This window comes from Vibrio lentus (genome assembly GCF_002875945.1).
Taxonomy (GTDB): domain Bacteria; phylum Pseudomonadota; class Gammaproteobacteria; order Enterobacterales; family Vibrionaceae; genus Vibrio; species Vibrio apostichopi.
In genome coordinates, this window is the sequence record NZ_MCZK01000176.1 from 37178 (window position 1) to 58524 (window position 21347).

Consider the following 21347-nt stretch of genomic DNA (forward strand, 5'->3'; position numbering starts at 1 on the left):
AACCAAGAGTGTTTAATGGATAAGTTAACCAGCATGAAGGTCTTCGTTTACGTGGTCGAGCAAGGCAGCTTTCGCAGCGCCGCCAACCACTTCAACCTGTCGGCGACCATGATCAGTAAGCATGTCCACCACCTTGAAACGAGCCTTAACTCTCAGCTGATTCATCGCACCACGCGCAAGCAGTCTTTAACCGATTCAGGTCAGCTTTATTATCGAGAATGTAAGCGAATTCTTGAAGACATCAGCAATGCTGAAAACCTCATTCAAACCTTGGAAAACCAACCTCAAGGCACGGTAAAAATAAACTGCCCGGTCACCTATGGAAATAAGGTGCTTGCCCCGATAGTGGCTAAGTTCCTCGCAAATCACCCAACGATCAACGTCGAACTCGTGTTGAACAACGATCTTGTTGACCCTTACTCTTCTGATATTGATTTGATGGTGCGAATCGGTGATCTGTCTGACTCCAGTTTAGTCGCCAGATACTTAGGGGATTACGAGATGTGTTACTGCGCGGCTCCAGAGTACCTTAACCAACATGCAGAAATCAGCGTGTTGGAAGACCTTGCGCAACACCCATCACTTGGGTTCAGTTATAGCAGTCGTCGTGATATGAGTGGCCGTGATGCTCAACTACGCAATACCCAAAACAGTGAGTCGCAACTCCCAGCCCCTCAGAACCACCAAGCAACGCATAGAGCGGTGAATAAAGGGCAAGTACGTTTGATGTCGAATAATGGGGATGTATTGCGATATGCAGCCCTACAAGGTGTAGGTGTGTTGTTACAGCCGACTATCTTAGTCGCAGAAGAAATTGAGCGTGGAGCACTATTAGAAATTCTACCCGGAATGGCACCATTACCTAAGCCGATTCACTTACTCTACAAAACCAAGCAACTGTCATTGAAGAACAGAACCTTTGTCGAGTTCTTGTTAACCGAGCTTGTTGAATAACTAGGGTGCTCTACGTAATTAATGGCTTTGCAACAAGGATGAGCGCTAAACCGTTTGCCAATGACTCATCAAGCGCTTGCCAAGATCAGACGGCGTGGTGTTATGGACGACCATCTCATCACATTGGTTGAACACCATGAAGTGTTTTAGCTCATCGCATAAGGCGTGAACTAATGATTCATGGTTTTTGATTCGACCTTCCACAACCAAGTTACGAATATTGAGCAAACCACTCTTCCTATCAACTTTACAATCCATTCGTGCCACCAGCTCACCTTGCCACAAAATCGGCAAACTAAAGTAACCAAACTGGCGCTTGGCTTCTGGAACATAGCACTCAAGAAGGTAATCAAAGTTGAACAATGATTGCATTCGCTTACGTTGAATCAGCAAGTTATCAAATGGCGAGAGTATCTTAAGCTTGGTTCTAGAAAGAGGCTGATTCAACAATTCAAAAGCATCCGGCAGCACATAATAATCAAAGCCTTGAACACTCACTTCCATCACTCGTTTATCTTCAAGCATCTGCTGGAGTGTTTTCTGAATCAGTGGCTTAGTGTTCTTGAGGAGATAGCTCATCTCCGATGCTATTCCCATACCATTGGCTTCTAAATAACGCGTGATTAGATGCTCAATGTATTCTTGTTCCGTTGGTTCAGAGGTATCAATGCCACTCGGCAAAACTCGCTCGGTTAGGTCATACACCTTATGAAAGTTCACTCGGCTCGGCACCATTAAGTCACCTTGCATAAACAAAGTTTCTAGCGCCTGTTTGGCCGGTTTGCCGCCCCATCCACCGGGGTTTGGTCTATCCCCTTCAAAGTCTTTCGCCATCAATGGCCCTTCGCTCTCAATACGCTTAAGAACATGTGCCATCAGTGCGTCGTCTTTTTTATACCAATGCTTGAGCTTACCGCTCGCAAAGCCATTCTTTCGATGCAGGCTGAAACGGTAGTCGCGCATGGGTAAATACGCAGCGGCGTGCGACCAATACTCAAACACATCTCGACGCTCTAACAGCTTATCCAGATGGTTAAGTTGGTAGTCTTGATTGCGATTCCACAGCGTATGATGGTGAGCTCGCTGAATCACAGAGATGGTATCAATTTGCACATAGCCAAGGTTTTCAATCGCAGACAGCGTGTTCGCCAAAGCGCCACCATTACGTTGCTTCTTAGGTGGCAGCTTTTGCGAAAGCAGTACAATTTTTTGTGCTTGTGCGAGTGAAAGTGATTCCATTAAATTCAGACTCTAATTGATACCAATGATCAGCTTATGATTCAGCAATAAGCTCTTGAAGGATTTGCTTGTACGTTTCTACTGTCTGCGCACCAGTGACTGCACTCTTGCGGTTGAATACCACGGTAGGGACCGCAGAGATGCCCATGCGTTGCCATTCAAACTCTTGCGCTTCAATTTGCTTTAAGTTGTCGATGTTCTTCAAACGTTTCAGTGCCTTCGTTGAGTCTAAACCAACCGCTTCAAGTTCTTGTGCAATCACTTCAAGATCAGACAGATCTTTTTGCTCTGAAAAGTGCGCCGTAAAGAAGCGTAGCTTTAACTCAGTTTGTTTACCGTGCGCTAGAGCAAAATCAAGCAGCACATGTAAGTGGCGTGAATTCACCATTCTCATACTGTCATAGAAATTGAAATCGAACCCAACCGCTTTGCCACGCGCCGCGAGCTGTTCGCGTGAACTTTGACTCTCTTCTGCGCTAGAGCCGTATTTTCTCATGATATGGTCACGCAGGTTTTCACCCTCTTGCGGCATATCAGGGTTAAGCTCAAACGGCTGCCATTCAAGTTCAATTTGCTCCGCTAAGCCAAGTTCCGCAATGGCTTGCTCTAAGTTTTTGTAGCCGACCACGCACCAAGGGCACATTACGTCAGAAATAATATCGAGTTGAAGTTTCTTGCTCATCGTCATTCCAAATATCGTTGATAAGGCGTATCCAATACAAAGTGAATACCCATCTTTGTCACTAGATTACAACAAACTGAACAATCGTTCAAATATCGATATCTTCCTTCCAGAATAACTCCAAATTTTCTCAATTATCCTTTGACTTAAAGTTAACTTTAAGTTGTAGAGTTATGCAAAACAGAGACTATGAGACAACGATATGAAGAGAAAAACACCACCCTACCTTACCGGACGTTTCTTTGATGGCATCAGCTCAGGGCTGTTTATGTTAGCGCTGCCTTGGTTAATGCTAGCGACACCTAACATGGGAACTTTTGTCGCACTGACCGCCCTGCTTTGTACCGTCACAACTTTTCTAGTAACCCCGTATTTTTCTGCGTTGATCGACCGCCATTCTCGTAAACACATTCTGATCATCGCGCAGATAATTCAAGCTTCAACCGCATTTATTGTCGCAGCTATATACTGGCTCGGATTTGGTTCGATTATGGTGTTAGGTGCGGCTCAGCTGATCTTTTGGGTCTCGAGTAGCCTTGCATGGCACACCAACAACGCCTTTACACAAGAAAATTACGATCACCACGAATACGCCAAAATCTCTAGCCACCAAGAAATTATTTTACAGTCGACAACGTTAGGTGCAGGGGCTTTGGGCGTTGTGCTACTAGAACAATGGAGCATCAATGAGTTTGCGATTTTTGCAGGTATTGCTTCGACCATTTCAGCGTTCAGCTACCTAATGACACCGTACAGAAGACGAATCAAGGACAGCGTAAACACACCTTTCAAGCAGCAGCTAATCGAGATTAAGGATGTATTTGCTCAGTCGCCACAATTCTACGGATTCCTGATTGTTTCTTGTCTCTCATATCCGATGATGACTTTTTTAAGTCGATTGGTTCCTATCTGGTTTTCAGAGCTCAATGTGACCGGAGATTGGCTCGCGCTTTACAACATCTCACTCGGCATGGGCGCACTGATCATTGGCGTGTCTTTACCATTAATTCTAAAGTCTGCTTCCCACAAAACAATCATCCAAATAGCCATGGTGATTATCGCCGTCTCTTTACTGCTCATGAGCCAAGTAGAAAACCCAGCGTATATCATTGTGCTGACATTCATCTTCGGGGCATTCAACGCGCTCAATAGAATCGCACGTACCAATTGGATGCACCACGCGGTGGCAATGAAACAGCGAGGAAGAGTGGATGGAGGGCTAGCCCTATTCGCCACACTCACACAAAGCCTAAGCTATGTGTTGATTGCGGTATTGGCGCAAGCAGATGCCATTGTGTATGGTTTTACCATTGCAGGGGTTGTGGTTCTAGCTGCTACATTTTGGATGGGTAAACTTGGTAAACAAATCAAACCTGAATGTACGTTGGCAAATCAATGTTAAAACGGATTATAAAGTTCAGGCTCACCAACAAAAAAGCCAACTCATATTTACGAGTTGGCTTTCATAAAGTCTGATAGAGCTGAACAACGTTACGCTAGCAGTTTCTCAAGCACTTGGAATACACCCGCTTCAACGTTACTCGGCGCACCAAAACGAGCGATCTCTTTCAACTTTGGATGCGCATTTTCCATCGCGTAAGAGTGGTAGCTCTCTTTAAGCATTTCCAAGTCATTCAGGTAATCACCAAAGCTCATGGTCTGCTCGTAAGTGAAGCCTAATGTGTTTTGTAGATGCTTAATCGCCGCACCTTTTGACGCTTCAGCGTTCATCACATCTAACCAAATTTTTGCACTTACCACCACTTGATAGTTCTCACCGAATTTGGCATCAATAGTTGGGTTCACTTTCTCTTGTGAACCGTCGAAGTGACAGATAGCCACCTTGATGAAATCGTCTTCTACCGCCAGTAAGTCTTCTACTTGCTCGCGGCGATGGTAGTACTTAGAGATCTCAGCTAAAGCACGCTCATCTTTGGTTTCAATGTATGCTGATTTCTTACCACACAGCACCACATGCGCACCTTCAATAGCACGAGCTTCTTTAATGATCTCTTTGATGGCATCAGTATCAAGTAAGCAGCTGTAGAGCTCTTGGCCTTTGTGCATCACTAATGTGCCGTTTTCAGCAACAAACATCATGCGATCTTTTAACGGAGAAAATGTCTCCATCAGGCTGTAATACTGACGACCTGATGCCGCAGCAAAAATGATGTCTTGAGCTTCTAGTCGCTCGTAAAGATTGAAGAATTCAGGGTCCAACTTTCCGTGTTCATTAAGCAGAGTGCCGTCCATATCCGCAGCGATAAATTTGATGTTCTGTTGTGGCATTTCAGAGCTTACCTATAAGTAAAAATTAAAGTGTAAATTATGATTTTTCGTTATCTTGTGTAACGGTTCTGCGTTCGATTATATCGCTAGAGTAGCCAGTGAATGCAATGCTTTTCGATAGGCATTTTTCTTTGAGTCAGAGCTTGAATCTGGGTTTGAATCTAAGTTCGCGTCTAACTCACCAAATTCACTTCTCACGATAAGCCCTTCAATGAAGGTCATCACTGATTCACTGCGTAATTCCAATATTGCAGCGTCTACTTCTTCGCCACCACTCACCACGTTGTGAATAGTGTTCTTAAGCCAAACCTTGTGCTGTCGCGAGAGCATCGCAATGTCATCTTCTGACTCTTTAAATTCGGCAAGCGCATGCATGAACATGCAGCCTTTGAAGTCAGGTTGTTCAAACCACGCAAGGTGCCAATCTAACAGCGCATCTAGTTGGTTTTGTAACCCAGAAGTTGATGATAGCGCCGCCTCTAAACTCGACTCGAAACGCTGATGACGCCTTTCTAACACGGCCTCAATCAGCTTGGTTTTCGAGCCAAAATGGCGGTACATGGATGTTTTAGAAACCGCCGCTTCGTCTCGGATCATATCCACCCCAACAGCGGTATAACCAAACTGATTAAACAACGACTCTGCTACATCCAGAATCAAATCTTTTTTACTCATCGTTCATCAACCTCAAATCGCTCTGAAATCGTAGAGCTCAATTTCTCGTTGCAAGAAGTGTACAGATCTGTATTATTCAAATCAAACAGTACAGATCTGTACACCTTCAATAAAAAGAGATAACGAAGAGGAAACGATTATGATCAGCAAACTATCTGGTGGTGGAAGCCTTCCTCCGAAAGCAAGCTTTAGCCAACTTGTTAAAGGTTTTATTGGCGGTACGCTGGGCATCTTAATCTTGTGCTTATTAGCAGAAAGCTCTGGCCTCCCATGGTTAATGGCGCCATTTGGTGCGACATGCGTACTACTGTTTGCGGTGCCGACATCGCCGTTAGCTCAACCTAGAAACGTCATTGCAGGTCACTTTATTTCGGCTGCTGTGGGTTTAATCGCGCTATATGGCTTTGGGGATGACTACTTGACCATGGCAATCGCTGTCGGCTCATCCATCATGCTAATGCAATACTTTCGAGCGGTTCACCCACCCGCTGGTGCAAATCCGATTGTGATAGCTTTGGCAGGGACTGCGCATGTGGATTGGACGTTCTTATTCACTCCCGTATTAATCGGCAGCATCGCTTTGGTCGGTATTGGTACGCTATTGAATAACAGCGATTCACAGCAAAAGTGGCCGTTATACTGGTTTGGTTCATCCAAGTCTTAGCCCGTTGGATTTCAATGGTAAGTTTGGATTTTGACATCCAATTTAAAAGCAAATTGAAAGATCACATTGACCCTTACATAAAATGGGCTTACTATTAATCGTCTTTTAACGATTATGGAAAGCGAAACATCAATATGAACGAAACTTGCTCTACAACTGGTGGCTGTGCTCTACCAATCGGACATGGTGATGCCGAAGCTGAAAAGCAAATGGCAGCTCTAGCGAAAGCGCTCGCTCACCCGGCAAGAATACGTATATTGAGTATCCTTTCAACGTTAGAAAAATCGGGCGGCTGTTTGAACAGCGACTTGGTGAGTGAATTGGGTTTGGCTCAGTCAACGGTATCAGAGCACTTACGAATCTTGAAGAACTCAGGCTTCATCACTGCCGAATCGATACCACCGAAGATGTGCTATCGCATTAACCGAGATAATATTCAGCAATTTGAATCGCTGATCGACACCATTTTAAAATAGATTAACCACGCTTAGTTTGTCGAACACAATAAACTAAGCGTATTTTTTGCCTTTAAATATCGTTTTTCGACGATTAACGATATCAACCAAAGAGATAATATCATGAAACCAAAATTAGGTTTTCTCGATCGCTACTTAACGCTGTGGATCTTCATCGCCATGGGCATTGGTGTACTGCTTGGTACCTTGTTCCCACAAATCGAACAGTGGAACGAATCGATGTCTGTTGGCACAACCAACATTCCACTTGCGATTGGCCTTATCTTAATGATGTATCCACCTTTGGCTAAGGTTAACTACAACCTATTAGGCACTGTGGTCAAAGATAAGAAAGCCATCAAACTGTCTCTGATCATGAACTGGATTGTCGGTCCAATTCTAATGTTCGTATTGGCACTGACGTTCTTGGGTGATCACCCTGGTTACATGGTGGGTGTGATTCTGATTGGTCTTGCTCGTTGTGTGGCGATGGTTCTGGTTTGGAACGATATCGGCGGCGGTAACAAAGAGTACGGCGCAGCTTTGGTTGCATTGAATAGCGCATTCCAAGTTGTGACTTACAGCTTTATGGCTTGGTTATTCATCAGTGTTCTACCGCCTGTATTTGGTTACGAAGGCATGATGGTTGATATCTCAATGATCGATATTGCACACAGTGTACTTATCTATCTAGGTATCCCGTTCCTAGCGGGCTTCTTAAGCCGTAAGATCCTAGTGTCGATGAAAGGCGAGCAGTGGTACAACGATGTGTTCATTCCACGCATCTCACCAATCACACTGATAGCTCTACTGGCGACTATCGTTCTGATGTTTAGCCTAAAAGGCGAGATGATTGTTGAACTGCCAATGGACGTATTGTTGATTGCTGTTCCACTGACTATCTACTTCACAGCGATGTTCTTCATCAGCTTCTTCATTGGTAAGAAGATGGGTATTGAATACGACAAGAACGCGTCAATCGCATTCACAGCGACCGGCAACAACTTCGAGTTAGCCATTGCCGTAGCAATCTCGGTATTCGGTATCAACTCAGACCAAGCGTTTGCAGGCGTTATCGGTCCACTGATTGAAGTGCCTGTACTGATTTACCTAGTGAACGTGGCGCTTAAGATGAAAGACAAGTACTACAACGGCCAAACCGTTAAATCTAGCATCTAGCATCTAGCATCTAGCAGAAGATTAGAAAACTAAGGGCTTACCTTTCGGGGTAAGCCCTTTTCATTTGTCTGTCGCTTGTGAAAGGTTAGTCGAGTAAGGTTTTGAGATGCTCTTCCAACCAAAGTAAACCTGGCCCTTTCATCGCTTTCTTAGATATCACCAAATCGACAGGAGGCGACCATGTTTTATGATCAAACGAGACGTTAATCTGGTTAAGCTTTCCCTGTTGAATCTCATCTTCCACCAAGTAACGCGGCAGATACGCCCAGCCTACCGAACTATGCACAATCATCTCTTTGATGGCGACAAAACTGTTCGCCCACCACACCTTGCCTGCTACTACCGGAAAATGATCAATCACCTTACCTTTGTTGCCGCGTAGGATGAGCTGACGATGAGGGATGAAATCAGGCAACTTGGCGATGCCTACTTCAGACAAAGCATGACTTGGGTGACACACGGCAACGAAAGGTAGGTTACCAATAAAGCAGGGTTCGGAGTCCGCATGGAAAGCGAGATCAGTAAACATCAAGCCGATATCTGCGCGGTCTTGTGACACCAAGCGATTCACATCGGTACTCGCGGCTGCCATCAACTCAACCTCTGTCGCTGGGAATGTTCGGCTGAATTTATCCAACACCTTAGGCAATGAAGGAAGCAACAAGGCATCATCTAATGCGATGCGCAGTAGCCCTTCCTCTTGATTATTGATGGCATTGACTGAAGAGTTGAGATCTTCCACTTGTAGAATAATCGCTTTGACCTGCTTGAAAATCTGCTGACCTTGCGCCGTCAGCGTTGGCTTGCGTGTCGAACGGTCAAAAAGTTGAACATTAAAATCTATTTCAAGATTACTGATACCTTGGCTCACCGCCGACTGCACCTTACCCAACTCACGAGCACTCGCAGAAAATGACCCTAATTCAACGGCATACACAAACATCTTCAGCTGTTCTATGTTGTACACTCGGTGTCTCCCAACACTTACTATCACTATATGTGATGCTAACTATCTTTATATTATCACTTAAATAGATATTATCTAGCCAAGTCATTAGCCCATAGAGGCTAGAAAAACATAAAGAGAGTAAAAAGATGTCACATAAAGAACGCATGTTACACATGGTGCTATTTGAAATAGTTGCTTTGATTTTAATGGCAGGGCTTGCAACCTATATTACAGGAAACGGCGCAGGTGAAATGGCAGGCTTAGCGCTTGCAATATCATTGATTGCAATGGCTTGGAACTATGTTTACAACTATGGCTACGATAAAATTTACGGGGCTGACCGAAGCAAAAGAACCAAGAAAACACGTGTTCTACACGGCTTAGGTTTTGAGCTTGGATTAATGACCGTCACTCTACCTGTCTTGATGTGGGTTCTACAACTCGACTTCCTGACCGTCCTGATCATGGACATCGGCCTAGTTATTTTCTTCGTACTTTACGCGATAGCATTCAACTGGGCGTATGACTCAATCCGAGCTCAGTTGGTTGCGAGAGGAAAAGTTGCAGCTCTAGTTTAGAGCTGTAAGTTCTTAACTTATAACAAGAACAAACACCCAAATTGAAACTGCCAAACTACAACTTAGTTGGCAGTTTATTCATTTATGCATATAAACTCATTTGTTAACGCCCTTGTTACATAGCAAAAACATCACACAGCCCTCCCTAATTAAGTCTAATTATCCACCACTCACGAAGTAGCGTCACAAATCCAAACAGAAACTCCTCGTACCAGTTGTGCATCCGTTTACATACAGGTAATTTTAGCGACCTCGAAACATATCAATTCGAGCAATGAAGTTCATGCGAGCTTCTTTTTCGAACAAAAGTGTTCGGTTTAACATTTCAAGTGACTTTAATTAACAATTTTATGCTCAAACGCTCAATTTTAATGTTCGTTTGTTTTCGAGTTCGCAAATATATGCACAATGCACGTGCTAGATAAGCAAAACTAAAAAGGACTCAAACATGACAACTAACAAACACCCCTCTTTATTTGGGCAATGCTTGGCCGAATTTATAGGAACAGGACTACTCATATTTTTTGGCGTTGGCTGTGTGGCAGCACTAGTACTTACTGGTGCAACATTCGGACAATGGGAAATCAGCATCATCTGGGGCTTCGGTGTTGCTATCGCAATTTACTGTACTGCTGGTGTTTCTGGCGCACACATAAACCCGGCAGTGACCATCGCACTGGCAATGTTCCATGGCTTTGATAAGGCGAAAGTTGTGCCTTACATCATTTCTCAGCTACTTGGCGCATTCTGTTCTGCGGCATTGGTTTACAGCCTGTACAGCAACCTATTCACTGACTACGAAATCGCACATAACTTCGTTCGTAGCAGCCAAGACGCACTATCAACCGCTGGTATCTTCTCGACTTACCCACATGCTTCACTTTCTTTCTTTGGCGCTTTTGCTGTGGAATTCGTGATTACCGCTGTGTTGATGTTTGCTATTTTGGCGTTAGGTGATGAGAACAATGGCGCATCTCGCGGCGCAATGAATCCTCTACTGATCGGTATTCTTATTGCAGTAATTGGTGGTTCTTTGGGTCCACTGACTGGCTTCGCAATGAACCCTGCTCGTGACTTCGGACCAAAACTTTTCGCTTACTTTGCAGGTTGGGATTTCGCACTAAGCGGTGCTCGTGATATTCCTTACTTCATCGTTCCAATTCTTGCTCCAATTGCTGGTGCGTGTTTTGGTGGTTGGTTATACCCACGTGTTATCGGTGCTTACCTACCAGTAGAAGGCCAAGGCTGCACAATTCCAAACCAATGTGAAACAGAAGAAGAAGCTGAACAAGCTCAAGCTTAACCCCTAAGCGACCTTACATTTACTAAAATATAAATAACGAAAGAAAAAGGATTCTTACCATGACCGAGCAAAAATACATTGTTGCCCTAGACCAAGGCACCACAAGTTCTCGCGCTGTAATCCTCGATCACGATGCAAACATCGTTAGTTCTTCTCAACGAGAATTCACTCAGATTTACCCGAAAGCGGGTTGGGTTGAGCATGATCCAATGGAAATCTGGGCAACTCAAAGCTCTACATTGGTTGAAGCGCTTGCTAAAGCAGGCATTCGCAGCGACGAACTCGCGGGTATCGGTATCACTAACCAACGTGAAACCACCATTGTTTGGAACAAAGAAACGGGCAAACCGGTTTACAACGCAATCGTATGGCAGTGTCGCCGTACAGCAGACATCTGTGAAGACCTTAAAGCACGTGGCCTAGAAGACTACGTACGTGACAATACTGGCTTAGTCCTTGACCCGTATTTCTCAGGTACCAAAGTAAAATGGATTCTAGACAACGTTGAAGGCGCTCGTGAAGACGCTGAAGCAGGCAAGCTGTTGTTCGGTACGGTTGATACTTGGTTGGTTTGGAAAATGACTCAAGGACGTGTACACGTTACGGATTACACCAACGCTTCACGTACTATGTTGTTCAACATCAATGACCTATGTTGGGATCAGAAGCTACTTGATGAGATGGGTATTCCGTCAATCATGATGCCAGAAGTAAAACGCTCTTCTGAGGTATACGGTCAAACGAACCTTGGTGGTAAAGGCGGTACTCGTATCCCAATCGCGGGTATTGCGGGTGACCAACAAGCAGCACTTTACGGTCAAATGTGTGTAGAAGCAGGCCAAGCTAAGAATACTTACGGCACGGGTTGTTTCCTTCTAATGAACACTGGCCAAGAGAAAGTAACCTCGAAGAACGGCCTACTAACAACACTGGCATGTGGCCCTAAAGGCGAACCAGCATACGCACTAGAAGGTGCAGTATTCATGGGCGGTGCATCAATCCAATGGCTACGTGATGAAATGAAGCTGCTGGCTGGTGCAGAAGACTCTGAGTACTTTGCAACGAAAGTGGATTCTTCAAACGGCGTTTACGTGGTTCCTGCGTTTACTGGCCTAGGCGCACCATACTGGGATGCTTATGCTCGCGGTACGATTGTTGGTCTGACTCGTGGCGTTAACTCTAACCACATCATCCGTGCAACGCTGGAAGGTATTGCTTACCAAACTCGTGACGTACTAGACGCAATGCAAGCTGACTCTGGCATTAAGCTGGCGAAACTGCGTGTTGATGGCGGCGCAGTAGCGAACAACTTCCTAATGCAGTTCCAATCAGACGTGCTTGATACTGAAGTTCACCGCCCTGAAGTAACGGAGGTGACCGCTCTGGGTGCCGCTTACCTTGCTGGCCTTGCGGTTGGTTTCTGGGACAGCATTGACGAGCTTCAAGACAAAGCCGTTCTAGATCGTACATTCATGCCACACCACGACGAAGAGAAGCGTAACCGCCGTTACAAAGGCTGGAAGCGTGCTATCAAGTGTGCACAGGTTTGGTCTGAACTGCACGATGACGACGAAGAGTAATCTAAGCGTGAGTTAACAGAAGAGCTCGAATAATCACTTTCTTGTCGATTGGATTGTTCGAACCTCAGTAAACGAAACTAAAAAGAGCACTATTTTGTGCTCTTTTTTGCGTTTCGAGCTCAAATTTTACGTTACGAGCACCGTTTTTGCGGTTTAGACATGATTCCTTACCATCATTACTTCTCTCTCTTCGTCAATTCGAGCACAATAGCGCGAGTTTATATTTTCGATTTTGACGCGCTAGAGCCTTTGGCGTGCAGGGAGTGGTAAGTTAAGTGAAGCAGATACCAAGACACCAGCAGATTGTAGACCTGGTTAAAACACAAGGATATGTGAGTACCGAAGAGCTCGTTGAAAAGTTTGATGTCAGCCCACAAACCATCAGACGAGACCTCAACGAACTGGCCGATGGCAACAAAATCCGTCGCTATCACGGTGGTGCAACCATTCCTTTAAGCTCGGAAAACACCTCTTACAACACGCGTAAAGCGCTTAACTTCAACGAAAAAGACGTGATTGCCGATGAACTGGTTAAACACATCCCAGATGGCGCGACTTTGTTTGTTGATATCGGTACCACACCAGAATCAGTTGCACGTGCACTCAACAAAAATCACAAACAGTTAAGAGTTGTCACCAACAACATTAACGTGGCGAGCATCCTTCTGCCGAACCCTGAGATCAAGGTTATCTTGGCGGGTGGCGAAGTAAGAAACCGCGACGGCGGTATTGTCGGTGAAGCGACACTCGATTTCGTGAAGCAATTCCGTCTGGATTTCGGCATCTTGGGCATCAGTGGCATCGACTTTGATGGCTCACTACTCGATTTTGACTATCACGAAGTTCGAGTGAAACAAGCAATCATCGAAAACAGCCGTAGCATCTTCTTAGCCGTCGACCACACTAAGTTTGGTCGTAATGCGATGGTTAAGCTTGGTAATATATCTCAGGCACACATGGTGTTTACTAATAAGCAGCCGCCGGAAGAGATTCTCAACATCCTTAAAGATTCGGCAATTCCGTTAGAAATTATCGATACTGCTCAGCCTTCAACTTCAGGCGAATAGCCCCTGCTAATCTAGCTAGATTAAGTTGAGCTAAATTAAGTAAAGCTCGCTCATTCATTGAGCAATCAAAAGCCAGATCTATTGATAAAACACTTTATCGATAGCTGGCTTTTTTAATAACTGGACCAACAATACTTGATCCCTGTTCGTGTCACTTCTATGCTCGAATAAGTTTTATTTGAACCTCTTCTTTCATAAGCAGAGGTTTTTTTATGCTCAAATCACATAAAACGCGCATAAACGAAAATAATAAATGACCGCAAACGAAAGTTAAGATAGGATTCACTTATGTTCTAAAATGCTCGTTCGCTCAGAAAGAGGTCAAAACCATGAGTGCTCAACAAAATAATTCAAAAAATAGTACATCTTCCACTTTAGATTTGATCGTGATCGGCGGCGGTATCAACGGTGCAGGCATCGCAGCGGATGCAGCAGGTCGTGGTCTAAACGTTGGTTTATATGAAGCAAATGATTTCGCCTCTGCGACATCTTCTGCAAGTTCAAAACTGATCCACGGTGGCTTACGTTACCTTGAACACTATGAATTTCGTTTGGTTTCGGAAGCACTTGCAGAACGTGAAGTCTTGCTAAGAAAAGCACCTCACGTTGCTCAACCAATGCGTTTCCGTTTACCTCATCGACCATTTTTACGCCCAGCTTGGATGATCCGCTGTGGCCTATTCCTTTACGATAACTTGGGTAAACGCACCACGCTTCCTGGCAGTAAAACGGTGAACTTGGCGAAATCAGGCTTATTGAAGCCAGAAATGAAGACAGGTTTCGAATACTCAGATTGTTGGGTTGATGATGCGCGTATGGTATTGCTCAACGTGTTAGCGGCTAAAGAGAACAACGCAGAAGTTCGTAACTATTGCCGAGTTGAAAAAGCGCACCGTGAAGGTGGTATTTGGCATGTGACGATCCTCGATGTCATGACAAACCAACGTTTTGAACGTAAAGCAAAAGCGCTTGTTAACGCAGCAGGCCCTTGGGTTAAGCAATTCTTTGATGATGGATTAGAGCAGGCTTCGCCTCGTAATATTCGTCTGATCAAGGGCTCACACATTGTTGTGCCACGCATTCATGACGAACCACAAGCGTACATTCTGCAAAACAAAGACAATCGTATTGTGTTCATGATCCCTTACCTAGATAAGTTCTCGATCATCGGCACGACTGACCTTGAATACAAAGGCGACCCACGTAACGTCGCAATTGATGATGTCGAAGTGGATTACTTGATTGATATTGTTAACCAGCACTTTGTTAAACAGCTTGGCCGTGAAGATGTGGTTTGGACATACAGTGGCGTAAGACCGCTTTGTGACGATGAATCTGATTCACCACAAGCGATCACTCGTGACTACACATTGGAATTGGATGCAGAACTAGATCAAGCACCATTGCTTTCGATCTTCGGCGGCAAGCTAACCACTTACCGTAAGCTAGGCGAAGCAGCACTTAAGAAGTTAGAACCACACCTAACCAACATGGGTGCGCCTTGGACAGCCAACAACACGCTTCCAGGCGGTAACTTCAGCTGTAGCAGAGAGCAACTTGCGAAGATGATCCACACTAAATACCCTTGGGCATCTGAAGCGTTGTTGCTTCGCTACGTGACTCAATTCGGTACTTACACGTGGAAACTACTGGAAGGTGCGAATAGCGAAGCTGACCTTGGCACCCAATTCTCAAGTGAAGCCCATGGCGTTTATCAAGTTGAAATCGATTACTTGATCAATGAAGAGATGGCGATGACAGACGAAGATATCTTGTGGCGCAGAACCAAGCTAGGCCTGTACATGAGCGAATCAGAGCAGCAAACGGTGACTGATTACTTGAAAGAGAAACTACAAAGCAAGGTAGTGAGCTTTTCTCAAGTCGGCTAATTCCACCAGCCTAGACATGCTTCAGAACATAATTAACAACCAAGCTTAGCGTCCCCCGCGCTAAGCTTTTTTATTGTCTGCTATTCCGATTTAAGGACTCAATCAGATAAATCTATCGACTGATCGTCTTCTTCGCGCTGGCTAAGGCTTTGTTCTCGCCTCTATTTTCAATAAAAACTAAATAGTGTTTTGTTAATCAGCTTGATTATCAACTTCACAAAAGGTTGCTATTCTTTATCTCAACGAAACAACACATTCAAAAACGCTCGCGATGTCAGCGCTTTAATAAGGAATCTATTCCATGCAAAAAGTTATCCTGATCACTGGCTCTACCGATGGTATCGGCTTCGAAACTGCAAAAGTACTCGTTCAACAAGGTCACCACGTTTTATTGCATGGACGTAACCCAAGCAAACTAAAAGATGTTGAGCAGCAGCTTGTAACTCTCTCTACTGAAGCAAAAATCCAAAGCTACGTGGCAGACTTGTCTGTTTTGGCTGATGTGGATGCGTTGGCTGACGAAGTGATTGCTGAACACGATAAAATTGACGTACTGATTAACAACGCAGGCGTGTTCAACACCCCGAACCCAATCACTAAAGACGGTTTAGATGTTCGTTTTGCTGTAAACACGGTTTCTCCGTATCACCTAACCAAGCGTCTATTGCCATTGCTCGATTCATCTAGCCGAGTGGTTAACCTGTCTTCAGCGGCGCAAGCTGCGGTAAGCATTGAAGTACTCGAAGGTAAAAAACCTCTTTCTGATGGCGACGCTTACGCACAAAGTAAACTGGCGATCACTATGTGGACACGTGAAATGGCAAAAGAGTTAGGTTTTACAGGCCCAATGGTGGTTGCGGTAAACCCTGCTTCGTTACTAGGCAGTAAGATGGTGAAAGATGCGTACGGCATTGCCGGCGGCGACCTAAGCATTGGTTCTGATATTCTCGTTCGTGCATCATTGTCTGACGAGTTCGCACAAGCGGGCGGTCAATACTTTGATAACGACAACAACACCTTTGCCAACCCGCACCCGGATGCAATTTACGGTGATAAATCACAACAAGTTGTCGCTAAAATTGATGAGATCATCGCAGCAACGCTTTCTTAATGACAGCTATGCTCAATTGATTTTCTGATTCCAAGAAAAAAGCCCTCCGCTTCTAATATATTCACTTAGAAACGGAGGGCTTTTTCGTTAAATCGGTTTACCTCTACTTTTGCTCCCAATACGGCGGGTTGCCATAGTATTCAGAGAAGTAGTCTATGAAGGCTCTCACTTTTGGCGCAAGCAACCTTGTGCTTGGGTACACCGCCCAAATCGCCGCTTCTGAGGTGAGTGGGTAATCTTCCAACACTTGAATCAACTGACCGCTTTTCAGCTGCTCGTACGCACACCAATTCGACGTCACCGTAATACCAATACCACCTAACGCCGCATCACGCAGCGCTTCGCCGTTATCCGCTCTAAAAGACCCCGAGGCCTTAATCGTTTTAGGTCCGTTTTCAGTGTGGAAGGTCCAGCTTTCTAAGCCAATCAAGCTAATACACTGGTGGTCATTAAGATCTTGAGGCGTGGCTGGCTTGCCGTATTTGATTAGATAGTCTGGCGATGCACACACAACACGTTTATCTGTCGCGAGCTTTCGAGCAATGAGTGTCGAATCCTTCAATTCAGAGATTCGAATTGCGATATCGAAGCCGCCTTCTACAAGATCGACCATAGAGTCTGACAATCTGAAATCAACTTTCAAACCCGGGTAACGCTCAAGAAAGCCAGGTAGTGCAGGAACAAGATGCAAACGCCCAAAAGACGCAGATGCCGTGACGCGCAATGTTCCGGTTGGAGAATCACAGCCCACACCGACCGCCGACTTGGCAGCATCCACACTCGATAACACCTCTTCAGCGTGAGGTAAGAATGCCTCCCCCTCCTCTGTTAAAGACACCTTACGAGTGGTTCGGTGTACCAAGCGAACACCTAAATTATCTTCAAGTTTACTGATATGCGAACTAGCAACCGCAGGCGACAGTCCCAGCTCTTGGCCAGCCATACTGATGTTATGTGTGGAAGCTAAACGAACAAACAATTTGAGGTGTTCAATATTCATGTGATTACCAATGAAATCTTAAAAATCGTGTACCAGTAATCCTCATTATGCGTTATTAACACAACAATACAACGTATTAGCTCAGTTGAATGATGAAGATGTTATTGAGCCAAAAAGAAAAAACTCCCGAAGGAGTTTTTAGTATCTAAATCTGCAATTCGCCATTTCACTAATCAGCAAAATTACTAGCTCACTAGCCAGTTAAACGAGCGTGCAGTGCGTCTTTCAGTACAGAACGATCATGTTTCAGTTGGTGCATCGAGCCGTCATCAATGGGTGAATCTTTCAGCTCAAGCTTACGAATCTCTTTATCAAGGTTGTCGTACGTCTTCATGTCTGCTGCAAAGCCATCGTCAGTTTTAACAAGCTCAGCAATTTTATCTTTCATTTCAGGAAATTCGTGAACAAGAGAATGATTTTCACCTAGCATAGAAACCTCTTAAGTTGAGTAAAGTGATTGGTATTAAACATATTCATTATTTACCTTAGCAAGGGACTCAAATAACAAATGAGATCCAGTACACAGCATAGAATATAGACAATTCAGATTCACAAATTTACAACATGTACCTAGAAAATAGCTTTGTTGATTTTGAATTGTCTTAATAAAAAGTAGGCTCACGACGGACATTTCACCTCATGAGCACTACTCTTTTTTATCTTTGTTTATAGGTATCGATTTTCAATAAACGTTACCAAGCAAACGTCTGAATAACGCTATCTTTAGCCATCGGATTAGATGCTATTGCATGGTTAACCTTCGCTAAAAATTGCTCTCTGGAATCAAGCAGGAAGCCTTTCTGAGTCACGATGTTGTTACCATGGTCACCCCAGTAGAAAGTGTCGATGTTTAGATTCTCAAGCAGGTATTTTTCTTCTTCCAGAATCTGAAGTTGAGTCGGCATAATGAACTTGCCGTCTTTCACTTCTTGTTCCATCACAGTGCCAGGCTGAATCGCTAACGCCATGGGCGCAATTTGTTCAGGCTTCATGATGTTCAATAATCTTGTAGTCTCGACAATATGTTCACGGGAACGATCACGTCCGCCAAGACCAAAGATGAACGACAATAAAGTTTCAATGCCGGCTTCTTTTGCCAGAGCCATACCTTCGAGCGCTTGCTCAGGGGTCATGCGCTTTTTAATGCTGTCGAGCACAACCGCATCGCCCGACTCAAGACCCGCATAAGCCATGGTTAGGCCTGCACTCTTCAGTTCTTTAAGCTCGCTCAGGCTTTTACGACGGAAATCGTTCAAACCACTGTAAAGCGATACTTTTCTGCTTTCAGGAAAGGTATGACGAAGCTTATCCAAAACCTTAAGAAGGTAATCCGTGCGAGCGGCCATCACATTGCCATCGATAAGGAAAATCGATTCAACATAAGGATAAATCAGGCGAGCTTCTTCGATATCTTTAAACACATCTTCAATGTCACGAACTTTGAATCGTTTATCGCTGAACATGTTACAGAACGTACACGTGTTGATACTGCAACCTAATGTGGTTTGAATAAGAATGCTCTTCGCCTCTGTCCATGGACGATATACTTTTCCCTCGTAATTCATATTGGTTTCTCCGGTCTATAAGCACGAGAGCGTGCTTGAATAAAACAGAGTTTATCAACACCAGTATTCATTGATAATTCGTAATATAGTCGAATCAGTTTTTAGATTTTGTATAAAATAAAAGCCTTGTGATAACACAAGGCTTTATAGGGGATAACTCTTTATTGGAGCTTTTATGGGGGTCGCTATCGGAGCAGCTGAAAAGGTGTTTCCACAAAAAGAGATTAGCTACTGCAACCGCTTGTATCTACTTTATTCATTTGATCATGTGAAGATGTTTCAGAGCCTGTTGATTGGCATCCCGCCACAAACAATAACGTCACAGATAAGATAAGCCATTTCATAATAAATCCTCTTTTGGTCATGACTAAAGCATAGTGCTTAAAAGCGCGGATACCTCAGCCATTAACTAAAGCCTTACCTGCCGATAAAGCCTTGGTTAATGAACAAAGCATCGCTTCATTAATTAACGACCTGCTTTTGTACAAAAAACTTTCACTCAACTGAATAAAAATCGCACAAAAACTAAAAGAGAACTGCTATGCAGCTAGAAATAAGAGCTAGAAGTTAATCGCTCGTCGCCAAACGTACTGCCGCCTCCGCATGGATAGCAGTGGTATCAAAAAGAGGAACATCAGTATGTTGTTGCTGAATCAGTAGGGCGATTTCAGTACACCCAAGAATAACGGCTTCAGCACCTTGCTGGCTTAGCTTCTCAATGATTTGACGATAGACAGCTCGAGACTCTTCTTTTACTTCGCCGCGACATAATTCCTGATAAATAATGTTGTGCACTGCTTCTCGGTCACTCTCATCAGGGATCACTACATCAATACCGAATTTATCGGTTAAACGCCCTTTATAGAAATCTTGTTCCATCGTGAAAGCAGTACCGAGCAATCCGACTTTCTTCACGCCTTTCTCAAGCAATTTCTGCGCCGTGGTATCTGCGATATGTAAGATAGGAATCGTGATCTTTTCTTCGATCTCAGGAACGACCTTATGCATGGTATTGGTACAGATCAGGATAAAGTCAGCCCCGCCCTTCTCTACCGATAAAGCCGCGTCCGATAAGATGTCAGCCGTCTCAGCCCAACGACCTTGGTGCTGTAGCTTTTCAATCTCATCGAAGTTCACGCTGTACATACAAACCTTTGCAGAATTGAGCCCGCCAAGGGTAGCTTTTACACCCTCGTTAATGGATTTATAGTAGCTCACTGTCGACTCCCAACTCATACCACCAAGCAAACCGATCGTTTTCATTTCTCTATTCCTTTAATTTCTGACAATCCCGATTAAAGCGTCATGCGGTGAAAATTTATAGTACGTTCTTGCTTAAAATAAGACGAAGCCTTCGCTATTTCGCAAAAAAGCTCGAATCAACAATCCGAGCTTTTATAAATCAAGAATCAATTCGGCGTTAGTACACCTCACACCAATCGGATTTCATGTCGATCAGCGTCCAATCCTCTCTAGAGTTCGCTTCATCTAGTGCCTTATCGAGCTTACCAACATGGGACTCACGATCATACTTCCACTCACGTTCGGCATCGGTATGATGAACAATCATAGCCATTGAGTTGGGTTGGCTCGTTGCCCATTGCATCATCGCTTGGTCACCGTCTGAATTACCTACGGCCAGAATCGGCTTCTTACCGATAATATGCTGAATGTTAGTGACCTTTCCGGCTTTGTCATCGATGGTCAAAATGGACGAATCCTTAGTAACCGTCGGATTACCATCGTTGTAGCTGTAATTGTATTTGAGCGCGCTGCCGATGATCTGTTCTGTAGGAATGTTGTAAGCTTGCGGAGCCCACGCTCGCATGAAGTCAACGCCTCCACCCGACACAATGTAAGTCTTAAAGTCATGCTCTTGCAGGTAAGTCAGCATCTCTTTCATTGGCTGGTAAGTTAGGTCTGTGTACGCTTTATTGAAGCGCTCATCTTTTGCTACCGCCAACCATTGCTTGACGTCTTTCTGGTATTCTTCGACTGTCATACCAGAGTGTGTCGCCATGATGATTTTTAATAGCCCTTCTTCGCCACTGCCCAGAACGCTCTCAATATCCCCTTCAAGTACAAACTTAAACGGTGCTTCGGTTTTCCATTCAGGATGTTCTGGAGCCATCTCTTTTACACGGTCTAGTGGCTTTGTTGCGTAATTC

The 21347-nt window shown here is 44.4% G+C and carries 21 protein-coding genes; 11 read left to right on the top strand and 10 right to left on the bottom strand.

Translation table 11 applies throughout. From position 1 onward, the window contains the following. The first annotated feature begins 15 nt into the window (after nt 1-15). Nucleotides 16-954 carry a LysR substrate-binding domain-containing protein gene (locus BCT49_RS24105; RefSeq protein ID WP_102438754.1) on the top strand — a complete coding sequence of 313 codons (939 nt, stop codon included), beginning with the start codon at nt 16-18 and terminating at the stop codon, nt 952-954. A gap of 45 nt (nt 955-999) precedes the next feature. Here BCT49_RS24105 and BCT49_RS24110 read toward each other — a convergent pair whose 3' ends face one another. Beyond that, the gene (locus tag BCT49_RS24110; RefSeq protein ID WP_102438756.1) at nt 1000-2193 is read right to left on the bottom strand and encodes a winged helix-turn-helix domain-containing protein; all 1194 of its coding nucleotides are present in this window, start codon (nt 2191-2193) and stop codon (nt 1000-1002) included. Between the two features lie 34 nt (nt 2194-2227). Then, the gene (locus BCT49_RS24115) at nt 2228-2875 is read right to left on the bottom strand and encodes a DsbA family oxidoreductase (protein ID WP_017092740.1); all 648 of its coding nucleotides are present in this window, start codon (nt 2873-2875) and stop codon (nt 2228-2230) included. Between the two features lie 202 nt (nt 2876-3077). On the opposite strand from BCT49_RS24115, the gene BCT49_RS24120 reads away from it, so the two are divergent. Then, entirely contained in the window at nt 3078-4277 is a 1200-nt protein-coding gene (locus tag BCT49_RS24120; RefSeq protein ID WP_102438758.1) for an MFS transporter, read from the top strand. A gap of 89 nt (nt 4278-4366) precedes the next feature. Here BCT49_RS24120 and BCT49_RS24125 read toward each other — a convergent pair whose 3' ends face one another. Together BCT49_RS24125 and BCT49_RS24130 are read right to left on the bottom strand one after the other, a co-directional pair. Further along, nucleotides 4367-5164 carry a Cof-type HAD-IIB family hydrolase gene (locus BCT49_RS24125; protein WP_102438760.1) on the bottom strand — a complete coding sequence of 266 codons (798 nt, stop codon included), beginning with the start codon at nt 5162-5164 and terminating at the stop codon, nt 4367-4369. A 78-nt stretch (nt 5165-5242) separates the two neighbouring features. Beyond that, a complete protein-coding gene (locus tag BCT49_RS24130; RefSeq protein WP_102438762.1) occupies nt 5243-5839 on the bottom strand; it encodes a TetR/AcrR family transcriptional regulator in 597 nt (198 codons plus the stop codon). Nucleotides 5840-5978: 139 nt separating this feature from the next. On the opposite strand from BCT49_RS24130, the gene BCT49_RS24135 reads away from it, so the two are divergent. The 3 genes from BCT49_RS24135 (at nt 5979) to arsB (ending at nt 8137) form a co-directional block, all read left to right on the top strand. Beyond that, complete coding sequence (locus BCT49_RS24135) at nt 5979-6503, top strand: HPP family protein (RefSeq protein WP_102438764.1); 525 nt, start codon at nt 5979-5981, stop codon at nt 6501-6503. A 134-nt stretch (nt 6504-6637) separates the two neighbouring features. After that, nucleotides 6638-6979, top strand: a complete 342-nt coding sequence (locus tag BCT49_RS24140; RefSeq protein WP_102438766.1) for an ArsR/SmtB family transcription factor — start codon at nt 6638-6640, stop codon at nt 6977-6979. Nucleotides 6980-7081: 102 nt separating this feature from the next. Next, nucleotides 7082-8137: an ACR3 family arsenite efflux transporter gene (gene arsB / locus BCT49_RS24145; RefSeq protein WP_102438768.1), complete on the top strand. Its 1056-nt coding sequence runs from the start codon at nt 7082-7084 to the stop codon at nt 8135-8137. An 85-nt stretch (nt 8138-8222) separates the two neighbouring features. On the opposite strand, the gene BCT49_RS24150 is transcribed toward arsB, so the two are convergent. Continuing rightward, entirely contained in the window at nt 8223-9104 is an 882-nt protein-coding gene (locus BCT49_RS24150) for a LysR family transcriptional regulator (protein ID WP_102438770.1), read from the bottom strand. A gap of 128 nt (nt 9105-9232) precedes the next feature. On the opposite strand from BCT49_RS24150, the gene BCT49_RS24155 reads away from it, so the two are divergent. The 6 genes from BCT49_RS24155 to BCT49_RS24180 all read left to right on the top strand — a co-directional run bounded on the left by BCT49_RS24155 (nt 9233) and on the right by BCT49_RS24180 (nt 16614). Further along, a complete protein-coding gene (locus BCT49_RS24155) occupies nt 9233-9664 on the top strand; it encodes a PACE efflux transporter (RefSeq protein ID WP_102438772.1) in 432 nt (143 codons plus the stop codon). 448 nt (nt 9665-10112) lie between these two features. Beyond that, entirely contained in the window at nt 10113-10967 is an 855-nt protein-coding gene (locus BCT49_RS24160) for an MIP/aquaporin family protein (protein ID WP_004732234.1), read from the top strand. Between the two features lie 59 nt (nt 10968-11026). Next, a complete protein-coding gene (gene glpK / locus BCT49_RS24165; protein WP_009845918.1) occupies nt 11027-12547 on the top strand; it encodes a glycerol kinase GlpK in 1521 nt (506 codons plus the stop codon). A gap of 275 nt (nt 12548-12822) precedes the next feature. Further along, entirely contained in the window at nt 12823-13614 is a 792-nt protein-coding gene (locus BCT49_RS24170; RefSeq protein WP_102438774.1) for a DeoR/GlpR family transcriptional regulator, read from the top strand. A gap of 329 nt (nt 13615-13943) precedes the next feature. After that, nucleotides 13944-15503, top strand: coding sequence for a glycerol-3-phosphate dehydrogenase (gene glpD / locus BCT49_RS24175; RefSeq protein WP_102438776.1), 1560 nt, complete (start codon nt 13944-13946; stop codon nt 15501-15503). A gap of 301 nt (nt 15504-15804) precedes the next feature. Further along, on the top strand, nt 15805-16614 hold the full coding sequence (locus tag BCT49_RS24180; protein ID WP_102438778.1) for an SDR family NAD(P)-dependent oxidoreductase: 810 nt from the start codon (nt 15805-15807) through the stop codon (nt 16612-16614). A 103-nt stretch (nt 16615-16717) separates the two neighbouring features. On the opposite strand, the gene BCT49_RS24185 is transcribed toward BCT49_RS24180, so the two are convergent. The 5 genes from BCT49_RS24185 to BCT49_RS24205 all read right to left on the bottom strand — a co-directional run. Then, a complete protein-coding gene (locus BCT49_RS24185) occupies nt 16718-17614 on the bottom strand; it encodes a LysR family transcriptional regulator (RefSeq protein ID WP_102438780.1) in 897 nt (298 codons plus the stop codon). Between the two features lie 193 nt (nt 17615-17807). Beyond that, nucleotides 17808-18044 carry a YdcH family protein gene (locus BCT49_RS24190; RefSeq protein WP_017067743.1) on the bottom strand — a complete coding sequence of 79 codons (237 nt, stop codon included), beginning with the start codon at nt 18042-18044 and terminating at the stop codon, nt 17808-17810. Between the two features lie 262 nt (nt 18045-18306). After that, complete coding sequence (locus tag BCT49_RS24195; protein ID WP_102438782.1) at nt 18307-19179, bottom strand: radical SAM protein; 873 nt, start codon at nt 19177-19179, stop codon at nt 18307-18309. A 567-nt stretch (nt 19180-19746) separates the two neighbouring features. Continuing rightward, nucleotides 19747-20442, bottom strand: a complete 696-nt coding sequence (locus BCT49_RS24200) for an aspartate/glutamate racemase family protein (protein WP_102438785.1) — start codon at nt 20440-20442, stop codon at nt 19747-19749. Nucleotides 20443-20599: 157 nt separating this feature from the next. Further along, nucleotides 20600-21347, bottom strand: a 748-nt coding sequence (locus tag BCT49_RS24205) for an HAD family hydrolase (protein WP_102438795.1), incomplete at its 5' end; no start/stop codon positions are given.

Coding starts and splice junctions, on each gene's coding strand:
- BCT49_RS24105 (WP_102438754.1), top strand. CDS start 16: ATGGATAAGTTAACCAGCATGAAGGTCTTCGTTTACGTGGTCGAGCAA.
- BCT49_RS24110 (WP_102438756.1), bottom strand. CDS start 2,193: ATGGAATCACTTTCACTCGCACAAGCACAAAAAATTGTACTGCTTTCG.
- BCT49_RS24115 (WP_017092740.1), bottom strand. CDS start 2,875: ATGAGCAAGAAACTTCAACTCGATATTATTTCTGACGTAATGTGCCCT.
- BCT49_RS24120 (WP_102438758.1), top strand. CDS start 3,078: ATGAAGAGAAAAACACCACCCTACCTTACCGGACGTTTCTTTGATGGC.
- BCT49_RS24125 (WP_102438760.1), bottom strand. CDS start 5,164: ATGCCACAACAGAACATCAAATTTATCGCTGCGGATATGGACGGCACT.
- BCT49_RS24130 (WP_102438762.1), bottom strand. CDS start 5,839: ATGAGTAAAAAAGATTTGATTCTGGATGTAGCAGAGTCGTTGTTTAAT.
- BCT49_RS24135 (WP_102438764.1), top strand. CDS start 5,979: ATGATCAGCAAACTATCTGGTGGTGGAAGCCTTCCTCCGAAAGCAAGC.
- BCT49_RS24140 (WP_102438766.1), top strand. CDS start 6,638: ATGAACGAAACTTGCTCTACAACTGGTGGCTGTGCTCTACCAATCGGA.
- arsB (WP_102438768.1), top strand. CDS start 7,082: ATGAAACCAAAATTAGGTTTTCTCGATCGCTACTTAACGCTGTGGATC.
- BCT49_RS24155 (WP_102438772.1), top strand. CDS start 9,233: ATGTCACATAAAGAACGCATGTTACACATGGTGCTATTTGAAATAGTT.
- BCT49_RS24160 (WP_004732234.1), top strand. CDS start 10,113: ATGACAACTAACAAACACCCCTCTTTATTTGGGCAATGCTTGGCCGAA.
- glpK (WP_009845918.1), top strand. CDS start 11,027: ATGACCGAGCAAAAATACATTGTTGCCCTAGACCAAGGCACCACAAGT.
- glpD (WP_102438776.1), top strand. CDS start 13,944: ATGAGTGCTCAACAAAATAATTCAAAAAATAGTACATCTTCCACTTTA.
- BCT49_RS24180 (WP_102438778.1), top strand. CDS start 15,805: ATGCAAAAAGTTATCCTGATCACTGGCTCTACCGATGGTATCGGCTTC.
- BCT49_RS24185 (WP_102438780.1), bottom strand. CDS start 17,614: ATGAATATTGAACACCTCAAATTGTTTGTTCGTTTAGCTTCCACACAT.
- BCT49_RS24190 (WP_017067743.1), bottom strand. CDS start 18,044: ATGCTAGGTGAAAATCATTCTCTTGTTCACGAATTTCCTGAAATGAAA.
- BCT49_RS24195 (WP_102438782.1), bottom strand. CDS start 19,179: ATGAATTACGAGGGAAAAGTATATCGTCCATGGACAGAGGCGAAGAGC.
- BCT49_RS24200 (WP_102438785.1), bottom strand. CDS start 20,442: ATGAAAACGATCGGTTTGCTTGGTGGTATGAGTTGGGAGTCGACAGTG.